Origin of the sequence: Clostridium sp. 'White wine YQ' (assembly GCF_028728205.1) — a bacterium.
In the GTDB taxonomy this organism is placed as follows: Bacteria; Bacillota; Clostridia; order Clostridiales; family Clostridiaceae; genus Clostridium_T.
Genome location: NZ_JAQYUU010000001.1, coordinates 1089328 through 1105791 on the forward strand (window position 1 = coordinate 1089328; position 16464 = coordinate 1105791).

A 16464-nucleotide genomic window follows, 5' to 3' on the forward strand; every position below is an offset into this window, starting at 1 on the left:
AATATATTTATTATAAGTAAAGCAACAAAAGATGCTGCTAGAAAAAAATAAGTTAATAATATATTAATAAAATCTTCATCCATAATTGTCACCTCATTAAAGTATTGACACGGTTTGTAATTATAAACAATAGTTCTCTGAATAAAGTGGAATTAATAGAAATAAAAAGAGGAGATGCGTGCACACATCTCCTCTTAAATCCCTTCTCTGTTAGAGAAAGGATCAAGTGACAATATAATTATACCTTATTGTGTAATTATAAGCAACTTTTGAGAGTTTGTTTTGGATATATTTACAAAAAATATAAAAGATATGTTACAATTTTATTAATAAAGGGGGAAGGAAATGTGAAGAACTTATTATCAAAAAAGTATATAAAAATACCATTAGGCATTATTATATACTTAATCATGTTTTCAACAATAACAAGAGTAACTTCATCACTCACCTGCATTGCATTTTTATTATTAGGAGCGTATCTTTTTATTAAAAGTGATAATTTCAAGAAAAGGATATTGCCTATAAAGGTTGTAACAGGAATATTGATTTTATTTGCTGCATTGTTTTTTGGAATAGGAGCCACAGTAACTAATGTAACCACGTTACCAAATAAAACAACTGAGGCTAAAACGGATTCACAATCAAAAAATGATGATACTGCAACTAAAGAGACACCAGATGAAAACAAAGATACTACACAGACAAGTAATACCGTTAGTGGTAATTTAAAAGTGACTTATATAGATGTTGGACAAGCTGATAGTATCTTAATTCAACAAGGAACTTCAACAATGTTAATTGATGGAGGAAATAATGCTGATGGACCAACAATTAAAGACTACATGGATAAACAAGGAATAACAAGCTTAGATTATATAATAGGAACGCATGCCCATGAGGATCATATAGGTGGGTTAGACTATGTTATAAATGCTTTTAAGATAGGAAAAGTATATTTTCCTAAGACAACTTCAACAACTAAAACCTTTGAGGATTTTATTAATTCAGTTAAAAATAAAGATCTAAAATTAACTGTTCCTCAAGTTGGAGATACTTTTAATCTTGGAGATGCTACTTGTACTATATTGGCACCTAATAGTAGCAGTTATACAGATGATAATGACTATTCAATTGTAGTAAAAGTTAAATTTGGAAATACTTCATTCTTATTTGATGGGGATGCACAAGTAACTTCAGAAATGGAAATGGTTAATAAGGGGTTAGATTTAAAAGCAGATGTATTGAAAATAGGCCATCATGGAAGCAAAACTTCAACATGCTCAAACTTTTTAAGTGCAGTTAATCCTAAATATTCAGTAATAAGTGTTGGCAAAGATAACTCTTATGGGCATCCAGCCCAAGGTACTATGGATAGACTTAAGGCTGCTAATGTACAAGTATTTAGAACTGACGAGAATGGGACTATTGTTGCAACATCAAATGGTACAGAAATAACCTTTAGTACACAACCCGGAACTTATAATGGCAAAACTTCAAGTGATAATTTAAGTAGTACAAATAGTTCAAGTAGTACAAATAATTCAAGCAGTACGAATAGCTCAAATAGTAATAGTGGCAGTGTTACTACAAATGAGCCAGCTCAAGGTAATAGAACAGTTTACTGGACAAGTGGAGGGAAATCATATCACTATGATAAAAATTGTAGAACGCTTGCAAGAAGCAAAAATATCTTAGAAGGACCTGCCTCAAGTTGCCCAAAGACGGATCCTTGTAATATCTGTGTAAAGTAATATTAAGATACATTTGTTTTCTTTTGCAAAAAAGAGGGAAGTTTTAATATATTACATTAATTGAATAGAAAATATAAGCCTAGGTTTTTATTCCTAGGCTATTTTTTGGGTTTATGGTATATTTTAGATATGAGAGTGATAGGAGGGGAATCATGGGTATAAGAGAGAATGCTATTGAAAAAAAAGCAATGTTGGATAAAATCAAAAAGCTTAAAAAGGAAGGCCGAAATTATTATTCTAGAACCAGCAAATATGTTGGAGGAGGAGCTTTACCGAAAGCATCAAGTGGAATTATTACAGTGAATTCAAACGGGGTTTTCTTTGAAATAGGATTTGCTGAAATAATACATATATCTTTGAGAGATATTACAAAAGCGGAATATCTTGATAATACACAAGTAACCAAGGATGTAACATTGACTAGAATGTTGTTAGTAGGACCATTTGCCTTTGCGCTGAAAAAAACTAAGAAAGCAGAACAATTTTTTGTAGTAATTAACTATAATGTTAATGGCATGGAGTCCAAAATAATATTTGAAGATAAGAGGGCTATGGAGGTAGTATCTGCTATAATAAAGGCTAAATCACAAAATAATAAAATTAAAGATGAATTAATAGAAGATAATAGTGAAAAACACATACAAAGTGATGAGTCTATAAATAACGAGACAGACAAAGATAATATAATTGATCTAATCAAAGAATTAGCAGAGTTAAAGGAGCAAGGAATATTAACAGAAGAAGAATTTTCTGAAAAGAAAAAGGAATTACTTGCGAGATTGTAAGAGTAATTATTTTATAAAATAAACTGAATAATGAAAAGAGAAGATGTGTGCATCATCTTTTCTAAAACCAACAGGTAATTAATAAACTAGGACTAAAGTAGTTTATAAAGTTAGATTTAAATTCATAACAAGTTACTTATGTATCTTCAAAGTACTGGAAGATTTAAGAATGTTGTATTAATTGAATGAAGAGATTTTAGCCTAGAAGTAAAAGTCTAGGCTATTTTTAAGTATATAAAATAAAAGTAAGGAAGAGAAATAATAAAATCTTTACATTATATAGAAAAATAATAAATATAATGCTGTCTATACAGAGATGAAAATTCAGAAGTATTACAAATAAAGAACTCCTAGTTTTGTCAAAGTACATAATGTACTTTTATGTAAAATGGTGGTATATTTTAAAGTGTTAGTATTCAAGAAGTTTAAAAGTGGTTTGAAAAATAATATGAGATTTAATTTAGTTATGGAGAGATAACCATGATATTAAGATATTTATTTATAAAAGAATATGATGATTTAATGGAAGATTTAGAATTAAATTTTGGTTCAAAATATGTAGTTAAGTTAGATAAATTTGAATTAACTATAAAATATAATAATAATTATATTGAAAACTTCTATGGAATCAGTAGCAGTGTAAAAGATGTTACTGGAATAATAGGTAAAAATGCGTCTGGTAAAACATCTATACTCAAAGCAATAAACTCTATTTTTGCAAATGCAAGAACAGATCTAGAATATATAATAATAGTTGAAAATAATGATAAACTCGAAATATTTAAGAATTTAGATTCAAAAGTTAGAATACGTTCTGATTTAAGTTTTACTATTAAAAGAAATATGAACTTGAGGGCATATAATACAAAACTAATATATTATTCAAGTATTTTTGATAAGTCAAAGAGTCTCTTAAGTAATAATAATCTAATAGATTCTTCAACAAATAATTTGTTACGAGATTATATTAATAATGAATATAAAAATCTATTTAATATATTTAATTTAAATAAAGATAAAATAGAAAAAGACTTAAATAATTTAGCAAGTAAGAAATATGTTGATGATGAAACATATAAAAATGATATTGAAACCCTAATAAAAAAAAATAATCAAAGAATTGATAAGATATATGCATTAAATTATGAAGACATTGAATTAATTGATGAATTCAAAAAATCAGAAATTATAAAAAAAATACAATGGTTTCATAATTATAAAGAAAAAATTAAAGGGACTAAATTTGATTTGTTATTTAAGTTTCCTAATAATTTGAAATTGTCTTTTGCAGATGATACTGTGAAGAAAACAGAGATATTAGAATATATGGGTAAAAAAGAATCTTTGTTGCAAGAGGAATATTTTTTATTTGATGATCTAAATATGCTTTACTGGGATTCCTTAGATCTCGAAGGATATGAGGATGAAATTAAAAAAGAAGAAAAGTTAAAGAATCAGTTTTTGCTTCTGATGCTTTTTGAAGTATTTTACAAAGTAACTACAACATTTGAAGTAGATATAAACGATGTAATTGAAACTTGCTTGAATGAATTAAATTCAGCTGAATTAAAAAATATAGAAGAAATTTCATTAAATGCAATTAACAAAATAATTAAAAGAAATATTGAAATAGAAGAACCAGGTAATGAAATTATAATAAAAGATTTTGATGACGAGTTATATAAAAAGGGTATTATAAACGATATCTATTTACTTTTTGAGAATATAAAGGAACATATTGATGAATATGATTTAACTCAGGACTCAATTAAATTTTATGAAGATCTAAATGAATTTAATTTAAATTTTAGTAGAATATTAGAAGATATATCTAATAATCATGAGATTATGGATAAAATTGATTTTAACATTTTAAAAGAAGTGAATAATTTAGAAATGAATGATTATTATAATCTAAATACAATTCGATTAGGTGAATTTGAAGAGTATGATATTGATGATGATTTTATCGAAAAAGTTAATGAAACAATAGTTGAATTAGAAAAAGTATTTATGATTCTAGTAGATACAATAAATAAGCAGGTATTAGTAATTGAAAACAATAAAGCAATTGAAAGAAAAGTGATCACAGGTGAATTTATTGAGTCAAATGAGCAAATAGTAAGTTACATTAATATAGCTAAAAAGGCGATACATAGCTTTTTAAAAATAATAAATAATGATATAGAAAATAATGAAGACTTAAATCTCGTTATTAAATGGCACGATATTAATTTATTGAACTTCATTAAGAATATTAATGAACTTAATATAGAAACGTTTTATATTGTGTATGATCACGAAGATTTAAGTTCAGGCCATAGAGCTTATTTAGATATGTATTCAAGATTGGATTATGTTATAGAAAATGAAATAGGATTAGATACTAAAAATATAATATTTTTAATAGATGAAGGGGATGTTTATTTACATCCAGAAATACAGATAGGCTTTTTAAAAAATTTCATTGATTTTCTAAATCTTTTTTATAACAACATAAACATTCAGTTAATTGTTACATCTAATTCACCTTTTATAATTTCAGATATTCCTAATACAAATCTAATATACCTAGACATTGTAGATGGAAAAATAAAGAATATTACTGATTATGTAACAGATATGAAGACCTTTGGTGCTAATATTCATAATTTACTTATGAATAGTTTCTTCATGAAAAAGGGGACAAGTGGAGAATTTGCTAAAGAAAGAATAGATAAAATAATTAAAAGAATATTGAACATTGAAAGCATTAAAGAAGATGAAAAAGAGTATATTTATAAGAATATTAACATCATAGGAGAGCCCTTAATAAGATTAAAATTATTAAACCAATGGGAACGGCATTTTGGGAAAAATTCACTTTCAATAGAAAAAGAAATTGAATTTCATAGAAATGAATTAAAGAGATTGGAAGAATTAAATATGAAGGGAAAGATTAATAATGATTAAAATTAACCTTTCAAAAGATATAATAAGAAAGCATGTGAATTATATAATAGAATCAAACATAAGAAAAAATATAGAGACCCTTAAAGAAAGTGAAGAAATCTTGCAGATATTGAGTGAAAAATATGGAGAAGATTTTAAAGAAGAGCATATAAAATTTTGTAAGTACATTCTTGAGCATATTACAAACCTTAATGAGATTGAAAACAATCTAAAAGATATAGAAAGCAATATATTTATCTCTAGTCCTAATGCCTTAAATGAAATTATTCATGATATAAATAATAAGTTTCCTATCATATTTAATGAGATTTATAATAATTCAGAAGATATATATAATAAATATATTTTAGATAGTTTTGGTTATAAAAAGTTTTCAGGAATGGATATGATAGGATATTATGATTTAGAAAATAATTTTTTGCAAAAATATTCATCTAAATTAAAAACAACAAATTTATTAGATTATTTAAGTGATGAAATTTATCATGAAAGGCTTCATGATACAAAACAAAATATCTTTATAAGAAATTTATTAAATGAGTTAGAGAACATAATATCATTAAATATTGACAATTATAAAATAAAAATAATTTTTGAAGAAATTAGAAATGAATTAAGGCGTTTGGATATAAACATGACAGAAAGAAAATTTATATTAAAAATCAACTCAATTTTTAAAACTTATAAGAAAAGTTTTTCAGAAGAAGTGCCTGAAAAAGTAATTAACTTACAAAATTATAATCTCTACTGCAAAAGAAATAATTTAGGCATAAATAATTGGAGTGCATATAGATTTTTATTAGAATTAAATTTGAAAGTATGCCCTTATTGTAATCGCCAATATATAACTCCAATTTATTCTGAAGCTGGCAAAATGAGAGCAGATTTAGATCATTTTTTTCCTAAATCACGATATCCATATTTATCAATGTCTATATTTAATTTAGTTCCAAGTTGTAAGTTTTGTAATTCAAGTCTGAAAGGTAAAAAAGAATTTACATATGAAAAATATATAAATCCATACGAACACGCAATCGATGATTTTTATTTTTTTGATTACATTCCACAATCTTCTGATTCATTTTTAGGAAAAGACGAGTTTGTAATAAAATTAATAGAAAAAGATGAAGTAGATAAAGATATTTCGGAGAGATGCCAAAATAACATAAATGTATTTAATTTAGAAGCAGTATACCAATATCATTCTAATGTTATAAAAGAGTTAATTTTAAAAAAATCTATATACACTAAGGAGTATATAGACTTACTGTTAAGTGAACATTCCAATTTATTTGAAACAAGAGATAAAATTATAGAGCTATTAATTGATCATAGAGACTTTGATAATACTATGGATTCAAACTTAAGTAAATTATATAATGACATAATAACTCAATTAGAATTTTAAACAACAATTTTGATAAAGGTCATAAAGATTTTAGCTTATGAATAAATAAAGTATTTACTATATAATTAATATTTTTAGATGCCAAAAAGGTGCCATAATTTAATAAAATATAGTATTTTTGAGTATTTTTATTATAATACAGACTAATAGATAACATAGTAAAATAGCCATTTAATAGCTTTTGATATTAGATAGTTTTCTATTCTAAGAGGCTCTTGGGGTCGCGGGTTCAAGTCCCGCTACTCAGACCAAAATTGGCATTTAACCCTGCAAACATGAGAGTTTGCAGGGTTTTTGTTTATTTTAGGAATATTCAAACGTGGCCGGAATTTTTATTTAGTAAAAAACCAAGTACATCATTTCAATGTTTTCAATATTTGAAATGAATATAAGTATTTAGAAATATATAATAATAGTATACTTATAAGGCTATTAAATAGATAAAAAATAAAGGTAAAAATGAGGGGTATTTTATGATTTGTGATTACCATGTGCATACAAATTTTAGTGATGATTCTGAATACATAATGGAAAGTGTCATTACTGACGCAATAAAAATGGGAATAAGTGAAATTTGTTTTACTGATCATGTAGATTATGGTATTAAGGTAGATTGGGAACAATCTGATATGATTAAGCATGATGAAAATACGCCTATTTATAATGTAAACTATCCTTTATACTTTAAAGAAATTGAAAGACTACAGATTAAATACTCTAATGAAATTAGAATAAAAAAAGGACTCGAGTTTGGGGTTCAAATGCATACAATTAAAAGTTTCCAAAAAATCTTTAATTTATATCCAATGGATTTTGTTATTCTATCAATTCATCAAATTAATAATAAAGAATTTTGGACTAATGAATTTCAAAAAGGAAAAACAGAGAAAGAATATTATTATGAATATTACCAAGCAATGTATGATATAATACAAAACTATCATGATTATAGTGTCATTGGTCATATGGATTTAATACGAAGATATGATAACAAAGATGGTTTTCCTTTTACAAATAATGAAGTGATGATTAGAGAAATTCTTAAATATATTATTAAAGATGGCAAAGGAATTGAAATAAATACAAGCTCCCATAGATATAAACTTAATGATTTAACACCATCACGTAATATACTAAAAATTTATAAAGAATTAGGAGGCAAGATCATTACAATCGGTAGTGATAGTCATGTCCATGAAGATTTAGGTGTATATATTAATGAAACGAGATTAGAGTTAAAGAAACTAGGATTCGAATATTATTGCACTTTTGAAGATATGAAGCCAATTTATCATAAATTGTAGGAGAAATACTATAAATTAGAATGAAATTCAACTTTTAGACGGTTTGTGGCGTGGGCTCAAGTACAGGAACCCATGCCTAAATTAGTATTTAACCCTGCAAACATGATAGTTTGCAGGGCTTTTATCTTTTGGTGGAATATTAAAAGTTAAAATGTGTTTATATTAATGAATAGAGATAATACTCAATATTTATTTAAAAGTAAGTAATAAATTTAAAATTATGCAGTGATTATAGGTTCAAAAATTCTATATTAGCAATTTATTGAACAGGAGAAAAAGATATTTCACCTGAGCCGACTATTACCATAAGATCACCTTCTTTTATAGGACCCAATTTTACAATTTCATTTGGATTAATAGATCTTAATAGTACTTTTTGATTGCCATTAGAATCAAGTACAATCACTGTAACAGGTGCATCAGGAGTTGTAAGTTTCGAGGTAATAAATTTTCCGGAATAGTGAGAGATATCATAGATACCTTGTTTGTAAGTGTTTGCTATAGGCGGTGGTTGAACCTGAGCTTGTGGGAATTCAACAAACGTAAATATTGATATCAAAAAGAGTAATAAAAATTTCTTTATATTCATAGGAACACCTCCATTGTATTATTATTTTGTTTTTTTAATCGCAATATTCACTTTATTTGCAATTAAAATAATAACATCTAATTTGCTGAAATATAATTTCATATATGTTAAGATTATTTATAGCTTTTAGTTATTGGAGGAATTGACATGAAAATAGGTTTTTTTGACTCAGGTATTGGTGGTGTGACTGTATTATACGATACATTAAAGATCCTACCTAATGAAGATTACATATATTACGCAGATACTATGAATGTTCCATATGGACCAAAGCCAAAAGAAGACGTTAAAAAATATATTTTGAATGCAGTAGATTTTATTATTAAGCAGGGGGTTAAGGCTGTAGTTATTGCTTGTAATACAGCTACAAGTGTAGCGATTGAAGAACTCAGGGCTAAATATGACATTCCAATCATCGGAATGGAGCCAGCAGTAAAGCCTGCTGTTGAAAATAATAAAGATATTAATAAACGAGTTTTAGTTACTGCTACAGAATTAACTTTAAAGGAAGAAAGATTACAGAATCTCATTAGTAAATTAGATAATGAACATGTTGTAGACTTATTGCCGCTTCCAGGGTTAGTTAAATTTTCTGAAGGCCTTCAATTTAGTGATGAAATAGTACTACCTTATCTTAAAGAACAATTAAGTAAATATGATATAGAAAACTATGAAACTATTGTTTTAGGATGTACTCATTTCTCGTACTATAAAGATATGTTTAAGAAGTTAGTTCAGCCACAGGTAAATATCATAGATGGAAATTATGGTACTGCGAATAATTTAAAAAGAATTTTAAAAGAATTGAATTCTTTAAATGAAGGTAACGGAAATATTTCATTTTATAATTCAGGAGTAAAGGTTGAAAAAGAAAATGAATTAGATAGATTTAATGTACTATTTAAAAGACTTGAGGACGTTAATGAATAAATCTAAAGTATTTTTACATTTGGTTAGGTGTTTGGGAACACAACATAAATGCCATAAAATTTTATGAAAAGCTAGGATTTGAAAAATTTGATACACATATTTTCAAATTAGGCGACGATGAACAGACAGAAATTTTAATGAAATTAATATTGTAAATTTACTTATTATAAAATCTATGATAATATTTATCTGTAAACAAAATATTAATATTTAAAAGTTTTATAGGGTTCCGCAGTTTTAAATAAATTACTGGACTGGTCCAAGATAAAACGTACAGTTAAACTGTATTCACGGAAGGATAAAAGCCTGGGAGATATTTTTATATCGACCTGGCTTTTCTTATTTTTATAGTGAAAAGGAGTGTAAAAGTTATGAAATGGTTATTTTTGATTTTAGCTGGTCTATTTGAAGTATGGTGGGCTATAGGGCTTAAATATTCGCAGGGATTTACAAAGTTTATTCCAAGTGTTCTTACAGTAGCAGGGATGATAGCAAGTTTTTATTTTTTATCTTTAGCATTAAAGAATATTCCATTGGGAACAGCTTATGCAATTTGGACAGGTATCGGTACAGTAGGTACTGTAATTTTAGGAATTATACTTTTTAAAGAGCCTTTTGAAATTATTAGGTTAATTTGTATTGGGTTTATTATTGTTGGGATAGTAGGATTAAAGATTGTGTCTCCAAGTTAATTTGACTAGGTGCTGCACTCATGATGATTAATTTATAATATTTTATTAGTATTTTGAAACTTTGAATGATAATCAAGTACATCTATTTAAAATAAAACAATATTTAACCCCTTTGAACAAGTGCGTTCATAGGGGTTTTATTCTATTTTTATAAGGCCCTTACCTATAATAACAATTTTATAATCAGGCTTCATAGGTGGTAATTTAAACTTAGGAGAGTTAGGGGTTAATTCATTTGATGTAAGTATTTCTTGAGTCCCATCAATTATACCAACAACGGCAGTATCTGTAGGTGAAATATTTTGAAATTCATATTCATTCTTTGATGGAAGAGATAAATCAGAAAATTTATAAATTCCTTCTTTAAGAACCATATGTGCATATGCAGGTTCAAAACAAAAAATGTTTAAGAAAAGAGATAAAAATAATATAAATAATAAAGTGGATTTTTTCATTATCAAACCGCCTTTCAATACTATCATGAAATATAGACCATTCCATCACCAACAATTATAAGTTTAAATGTCTCTTTAAGAGGCGTTAGCTTATATTTATCAGAGTTAGGTTCAAGTTGAATACATTGGATTCTATGTTGATTTTCATCATAAATAGCTATATAGATGCTTTTACTAGAAACATTTTGAACAGTATAAAAATTGTTTGGAGAAAAATTTAGATCAGATACCCTATATACCCCCTCTTTTAAGGTGTTTGTAGTTACAGCAGAAACTGGAATTGTTTTAAAAAAAATTAATACAATAATTAATAAAGATATGTTAACTGTACAAAGTTTTTTCATTAACATTACCACCTTTCAAGCATATTATGAGCAAAATACTTCATAATATACTTTTGTCTTTTATTATATATATCTTTAGATTAATTCAAGCAAGCTATATACTATATTTATATATAAGTTTTAAAAGCTTTTGAGAATATTATTTAAGTAGAATTAAGGAGGCTATAGATGGGACATATAAATTTTACCCCATTTCCTATATTAGAAACTGAAAGGCTGCTATTAAGAAGAGTTGAAAAACCTGATGCTAAATATATATTTAGACTTCGTTCAGATGAAACATATTGCAAATTTACAGGAATTAAAAAGTACAAGGATATTAATGAAGCTATAAAATACATAGATAGACTTCACAAGGATATTGCTAGTAGTGAATGTATCTTATGGTCAATTGACATTAAAAATACAGACGAATATATTGGTGGGATTAGTTTGTGGAATATTAAAGAAGAAAAGCAATCAGAAATAGGATATGATCTTCTTCCTGAATTTAGGGGAGAAGGCTATATTCAAGAAGCTATAAAAGCAGTAATTAGCTACGCATTTAATGAATTGAACTTTGACAAGATTGTAGCAGAAGAAGTGAGAACAGAAAATATTAAATCAATGAAAATCTTAGAGGGAAATGGATTTAAAATTATTAAGAAATATGAAGTTGTGACTAAAGATGGTAATAAGGAAGAGAGAGCAGATTATTCATTATTAAGAAATGAATTTTAATTTGTTTAATAAATTGGTAAGGCAAAATTAGTATAAAAATATTAAAGAGTACCTCTGTAAATAAGGTGCTCTTTTCGTATTTATATAAATAATTATTGCAGAAAAATATTTGATACTGATCACCATGGATGTCTAGTATGTAAAATTAAAGAATACTTAGTAAAGACAGAACAGTACATTATAAGCATAAACCTAAAAAAGTAGATGAGGAGAGATGGCAAAACAATGGATATGAGAGATTTGTTATACAAATGTTTAGAGTGTGATAAGCAAGAGATTGTTAGGGCAGATAATCATATGAAAAACGGAAGGAGATGTAGGATCTGTAAAGGGGAATTAGAACCGGTTGGTTATTTAGGAATAGAATCAGTAAATGGAGCAAACAAAAATTCAACGCCTTATCCCCATAGAGTGAAAAAGTCAAAAAGTTCAAGTCTTTAGTAGTATGGATAAAAAGGTAGTTTTATAAACTACCTTCTATTATTTTATTGCAGCTCCTAGTAAAAACCAAGGAAGTGGATTGAATCCATAGTTATAGTACATATATGGATTATAATATGGATAATAGTTGTAATATGGATAGTATCCGTAATAAAAATAAGGTGTACGAGAATAATTTGTCATTGGCATATTATAAGTTCCAATCTGAGTTCCAGGATACAAATTGCTATATGGATACTGCATAGGCATGTTCATAGGTTGTTGCATATTTTGCATATTTTGCATGTAATACGGATTTTGCATATATGGTTTAGTATATTGAATCTTAGTTTGGTTCTGTTTATCTTCTTCATCTTCTTCATCTTCTTCATGCATACCTTCTGGATTAACAGGAGGTATTAAAACTTCTTGAGGATAGTTTTGAGGATAGAATTGAGCATTATTCATTAATTTTCTCCATTAAAATTTATCACAATACTGGTATATGTTTCTATTTAATAAATGTGAAATATAAATTATTTAATGAATATTTTTTCTATCTCTTCAAAGCCAATAACGTCTTATGTATATTTTCAATATCTTCTTCAGTAAGCTCATCAAAGTTTTCTAACTTTGCACAGATATTCTGAATAGTTTCATCTTTATAGCTTGTACTATTTTTCTTTAGAAAAAAAGTTGCAATTGTTCCTGTAAGCATGCTTAAAAATCCAATACCAACTAACATAAGTATACTTGCAAGGACTCTCCCGATAGGAGTAGAAGGAGATATATCTCCATAGCCTACAGTAGTAATTGTAACAAAACTCCACCACAAAGAATTACCCAAGCTTAGTCCTTCAGTATAGTAAATTCCAAGTGTTCCAATTAATAACGTTAAAAACGTTATTACAAGCATATAATGAAAATTATTAGTTCTAATAAATTTATGAAGATGTTTTTTTAGCTTTAGAAGTAAACTTATAATTCTAAGTATTCTTAAAAACTTAAACAGATAAGTAAACTTTAATATTTTAGTAAACCCCAAAAGTCTAGCCGCTTGGAATGCAGAATTAAAAGGGATTATAGCTATTAAATCAATAATATTACTCCTAAAAAACTTCTTTTTATTCTCGGCTAAATAAAATCTAACCATATAGTCTATTATAAAAACCAATAAGATAATATTATTGATAACGTTAAAGAGTAAAGTGGTTTCATTATCTAAATCATAGGATAATTCTACTATAAGTAGTAATATAACAGTTAAAGAGAGTAACGCAAGTATAACTTCATAAGCTGTGCTTAAAGATTTTTCATTTTTCATTTATGCCACCTCATATATTAATCCTCTTACAATTTTATAATTTTTTACCAATTTGTACAATAAACTTAGAATAATTCATTTCATGATAGGTTTTTTTATAAATATTTTATAAATTAATGGAAAATTCAACTCTATTAATAATGATTATTTCTACATAATGTGGTAAAATTTAAATATAATCTTAAATATAAATTGTAAGGAGGGGTGCTTATGATTAGTTCATTATTCATAAATGCAACTATAGTTATTTCTTTTTTATACTTGGGAAGTCAAATCTTTAAAAATGAAAGTCTTCTAGAGAGTACCACAAATAAAAATAAAATTTTATTAGGAATTTTTTGTGGACTAGCCGGATGTTTATTAATTCTCTATAGCATCCAAACTTATAATAAAGTTTTAATAGATTTAAGGGTAATATCTGTAATGATCGCAGCTTTTTACGGTGGATTTGTTTCAAGCATAATAGCAACTTTTATAATTGCACTTTTTAGGGTAGGCTACTTTGGATTAAGTTACATATCAGTTATTGCATCAACCTCACTTATTATGGTAGCACTTATTTTTTCCTACATATCCAAAAGTAGATTTAGTTTTATAAAGAAATTTATAATTATGTCAGTTATAAATATCATATATGGAATTGTTCTATATTCTGTATTAATAAATGATTCAAAGATTATTTCATTAATTAATTTTAGTTTTACAATATCAACGATTATAGTATCGATTATAGTTTATTACACATTAAAGTATATTTCTAAAACTAATGAACTTTATAGAAAGCTTAGATTTGAATCAACCAAGGATTACCTTACTGGTCTTAATAATGTTAGAGAATTTGATAAGTTACTAAATAAACATATACACAGTGCAGTTGAAAAAAATGAAAACATATCTATTCTAATGATAGACATAGATTATTTTAAGAATATTAATGATACATATGGACATTCATCAGGAGATTTAATTTTAAAACAACTTTCAAATTTATTGGTTAAGTCTTGTAGAAGCTTCGATGTAGTTTCTCGTAACGGAGGAGAAGAGTTTACTACTATTTTACTAGATTGTGATTATGAACATGCATTTAATATAGCTGAAAGAATGAGAAAAGCTGTAGAAGAATATGCTTTCATAATAGAAGGTAATAAAGAAATAAATATAACTGTTTCTATAGGAGTAGGTACTTATCCATACCCTATACAAGAAATTAACACTATTTTAAAAGTTGCAGATGATGCACTATATAACGCAAAACGTTCAGGAAGAAATAAAGTTTGTTAATAATGAAAGCCTCATCATTGAATAGGTGAGGCTTTTGGTTATGTGTTTCTATCTTAATATCTTTTTACAAAAGATAAATTTTCATTATATCTATCTGAATCAATATTTTTAACTATATCTTCATAATTTTCATGAAGATATTTTGTAACTTCATCAACAGGCTTTTCATTATAAAGATTATTCAAGCCTAATGGATCGATAATAGTAACATTATTTGATTTAAGGAAGTTAAATATTATAGGAAGTTGCTCAAAGTCAGAGCATTCAAATGAATATGTTGTATTATCTTTATGCCTTATCTCTATAAATAACTTAAGGAAAGTTGCTGGAAAACCACCAAAAACAGCATCTAATTTTCTAAGTATACCAAGCTCAATAGATGATATGTCTTTATAATTTATGGTTTTAATAGTTTTAATACCTTTTTCAATCATAAAAGAACTTAACTCACGGTGTTTTAATATTATTTCGTCTTGTGTAAATTCACAAATACAACGTGCAAATGTTGTAGATGAAAGCTTTGGATAACGTTCTCCTTTAATCTCAATAATAGTTGCTACTGTTCCGCTTTTTAATGCCTCATCTAAGTTTTCTAAATGACTAATGAACTCTTGAGCGTGTGTTTTTTCACTCATAATAAATATCCCCTTTATTTTATATTTAACATGTGATTATCATGTATATAATCATAACAATATTGGGTATAAATGTAAATATAAATAGTAAAAAATACCATATAATTTATTTATAAATACCTCTTACATCCATCAAGCATTTATAATAAAGTTTTGAGTAGTTGGAAAACTAACAATTAATAAGCTTGTTATAATAGAGGTGAAAAATATGAATTTTTACGAGTTAAAGAACTATAGTGATAAAAATAAATATCTTTTAAGTACTATTCCCAAGGCTACAGAGGACTATATTTCAGCAAGATGCTTAATAATTAATGGAATTTTAAATAATGGGCTTATACTTGTAAAAGAGTCAATCGATAAATATCTTAAGGCTTATATTTGGATAAATGATGAAAAATTTGATCCTAGAGGAAAATCATTTAGTTTGGAGGAACTAGTGGAAAGAGCTAAGAAAAATAGATTAGATTTGTCAATTTATAACGGCTTAATTAGAAAAATATCTGAGTTTTATAAGTTAAGATACACGGATAATTTATTTAAACTACAGGAGTACAAACCTGAAGACCTATATGAAATCGATTCATTAATTATATATTTAAATAACAGCTTGAATTTACCACATGAAATTAAATTTAGAATTTTAGGCATAGAACATTATATTTCATTTGATTTAGCTAATTCTATTGATACACCAAAAAACCAATATTTAAAATGGCTTGAGGAAAATAATAAGCCGGTTAAAGGGTTAATTAAAAAATTAGAGCCTGAATATATTGCATTTAAAAGATCTTTAACACCATATCCTTTATAATTATAAAGAGATAAAATTATAAGTAAAATACATTACAGCTTTAATATTTGTTATTTAAAA

17 protein-coding genes and 1 riboswitch are annotated in these 16464 nt (G+C 26.4%); of the genes, 11 read left to right on the forward strand and 6 right to left on the reverse strand.

The window, feature by feature from the left end; genetic code table 11:
* Window positions 1–347 precede the first annotated feature (347 nt).
* The 5 genes from PTZ02_RS05480 (at window position 348) to PTZ02_RS05500 (ending at window position 8200) form a co-directional block, all read left to right on the forward strand.
* Window positions 348–1751: an MBL fold metallo-hydrolase gene (locus PTZ02_RS05480; protein WP_274226813.1), complete on the forward strand. Its 1404-nt coding sequence runs from the start codon at window positions 348–350 to the stop codon at window positions 1749–1751.
* Window positions 1752–1903: 152 nt separating this feature from the next.
* Complete coding sequence (locus PTZ02_RS05485; RefSeq protein ID WP_274226814.1) at window positions 1904–2536, forward strand: SHOCT domain-containing protein; 633 nt, start codon at window positions 1904–1906, stop codon at window positions 2534–2536.
* A 480-nt stretch (window positions 2537–3016) separates the two neighbouring features.
* Window positions 3017–5488, forward strand: a complete 2472-nt coding sequence (locus PTZ02_RS05490; RefSeq protein WP_274226815.1) for a hypothetical protein — start codon at window positions 3017–3019, stop codon at window positions 5486–5488.
* Window positions 5481–6896 (forward strand): HNH endonuclease, encoded by a 1416-nt coding sequence (locus tag PTZ02_RS05495; RefSeq protein WP_274226816.1) that lies wholly within the window; start codon window positions 5481–5483, stop codon window positions 6894–6896. Before PTZ02_RS05490 ends, PTZ02_RS05495 begins: the two co-directional genes overlap by 8 nt.
* A 473-nt stretch (window positions 6897–7369) precedes the next feature.
* Window positions 7370–8200, forward strand: a complete 831-nt coding sequence (locus tag PTZ02_RS05500) for a histidinol-phosphatase HisJ family protein (protein ID WP_274226817.1) — start codon at window positions 7370–7372, stop codon at window positions 8198–8200.
* 259 nt (window positions 8201–8459) lie between these two features.
* Here PTZ02_RS05500 and PTZ02_RS05505 read toward each other — a convergent pair whose 3' ends face one another.
* Window positions 8460–8789: a hypothetical protein gene (locus PTZ02_RS05505; RefSeq protein ID WP_274226818.1), complete on the reverse strand. Its 330-nt coding sequence runs from the start codon at window positions 8787–8789 to the stop codon at window positions 8460–8462.
* Window positions 8790–8936: 147 nt separating this feature from the next.
* Here PTZ02_RS05505 and murI point away from each other — a divergent pair, with 147 nt between their 5' ends.
* Together murI and sugE are read left to right on the forward strand one after the other, a co-directional pair.
* A complete protein-coding gene (murI, locus tag PTZ02_RS05510) occupies window positions 8937–9719 on the forward strand; it encodes a glutamate racemase (RefSeq protein WP_274226819.1) in 783 nt (260 codons plus the stop codon).
* Window positions 9720–9929: 210 nt separating this feature from the next.
* Window positions 9930–10034: riboswitch (guanidine-I (ykkC/yxkD leader) on the forward strand.
* A 56-nt stretch (window positions 10035–10090) separates the two neighbouring features.
* The gene (gene sugE / locus PTZ02_RS05515) at window positions 10091–10411 is read left to right on the forward strand and encodes a quaternary ammonium compound efflux SMR transporter SugE (protein WP_274226820.1); all 321 of its coding nucleotides are present in this window, start codon (window positions 10091–10093) and stop codon (window positions 10409–10411) included.
* A gap of 137 nt (window positions 10412–10548) precedes the next feature.
* On the opposite strand, the gene PTZ02_RS05520 is transcribed toward sugE, so the two are convergent.
* Together PTZ02_RS05520 and PTZ02_RS05525 are read right to left on the reverse strand one after the other, a co-directional pair.
* Complete coding sequence (locus tag PTZ02_RS05520; protein ID WP_274226821.1) at window positions 10549–10866, reverse strand: hypothetical protein; 318 nt, start codon at window positions 10864–10866, stop codon at window positions 10549–10551.
* A 23-nt stretch (window positions 10867–10889) separates the two neighbouring features.
* Entirely contained in the window at window positions 10890–11210 is a 321-nt protein-coding gene (locus tag PTZ02_RS05525; protein ID WP_274226822.1) for a hypothetical protein, read from the reverse strand.
* Between the two features lie 168 nt (window positions 11211–11378).
* On the opposite strand from PTZ02_RS05525, the gene PTZ02_RS05530 reads away from it, so the two are divergent.
* Together PTZ02_RS05530 and PTZ02_RS05535 are read left to right on the forward strand one after the other, a co-directional pair.
* A complete protein-coding gene (locus PTZ02_RS05530; protein WP_274226823.1) occupies window positions 11379–11930 on the forward strand; it encodes a GNAT family N-acetyltransferase in 552 nt (183 codons plus the stop codon).
* 231 nt (window positions 11931–12161) lie between these two features.
* Complete coding sequence (locus PTZ02_RS05535) at window positions 12162–12371, forward strand: hypothetical protein (RefSeq protein ID WP_274226824.1); 210 nt, start codon at window positions 12162–12164, stop codon at window positions 12369–12371.
* Between the two features lie 39 nt (window positions 12372–12410).
* Here the strand turns inward: PTZ02_RS05535 and PTZ02_RS05540 are convergent, their stop codons facing one another.
* Together PTZ02_RS05540 and PTZ02_RS05545 are read right to left on the reverse strand one after the other, a co-directional pair.
* Window positions 12411–12818 carry a hypothetical protein gene (locus PTZ02_RS05540; protein WP_274226825.1) on the reverse strand — a complete coding sequence of 136 codons (408 nt, stop codon included), beginning with the start codon at window positions 12816–12818 and terminating at the stop codon, window positions 12411–12413.
* Between the two features lie 88 nt (window positions 12819–12906).
* Window positions 12907–13674, reverse strand: a complete 768-nt coding sequence (locus tag PTZ02_RS05545; protein ID WP_274226826.1) for a potassium channel family protein — start codon at window positions 13672–13674, stop codon at window positions 12907–12909.
* Between the two features lie 210 nt (window positions 13675–13884).
* On the opposite strand from PTZ02_RS05545, the gene PTZ02_RS05550 reads away from it, so the two are divergent.
* Window positions 13885–14955: a GGDEF domain-containing protein gene (locus PTZ02_RS05550; protein WP_274226827.1), complete on the forward strand. Its 1071-nt coding sequence runs from the start codon at window positions 13885–13887 to the stop codon at window positions 14953–14955.
* A 53-nt stretch (window positions 14956–15008) separates the two neighbouring features.
* Here PTZ02_RS05550 and PTZ02_RS05555 read toward each other — a convergent pair whose 3' ends face one another.
* Window positions 15009–15590 (reverse strand): hypothetical protein, encoded by a 582-nt coding sequence (locus tag PTZ02_RS05555; protein WP_274226828.1) that lies wholly within the window; start codon window positions 15588–15590, stop codon window positions 15009–15011.
* A 208-nt stretch (window positions 15591–15798) separates the two neighbouring features.
* Here PTZ02_RS05555 and PTZ02_RS05560 point away from each other — a divergent pair, with 208 nt between their 5' ends.
* The gene (locus tag PTZ02_RS05560) at window positions 15799–16404 is read left to right on the forward strand and encodes a hypothetical protein (protein WP_274226829.1); all 606 of its coding nucleotides are present in this window, start codon (window positions 15799–15801) and stop codon (window positions 16402–16404) included.
* The last annotated feature ends 60 nt before the right edge of the window (window positions 16405–16464 follow it).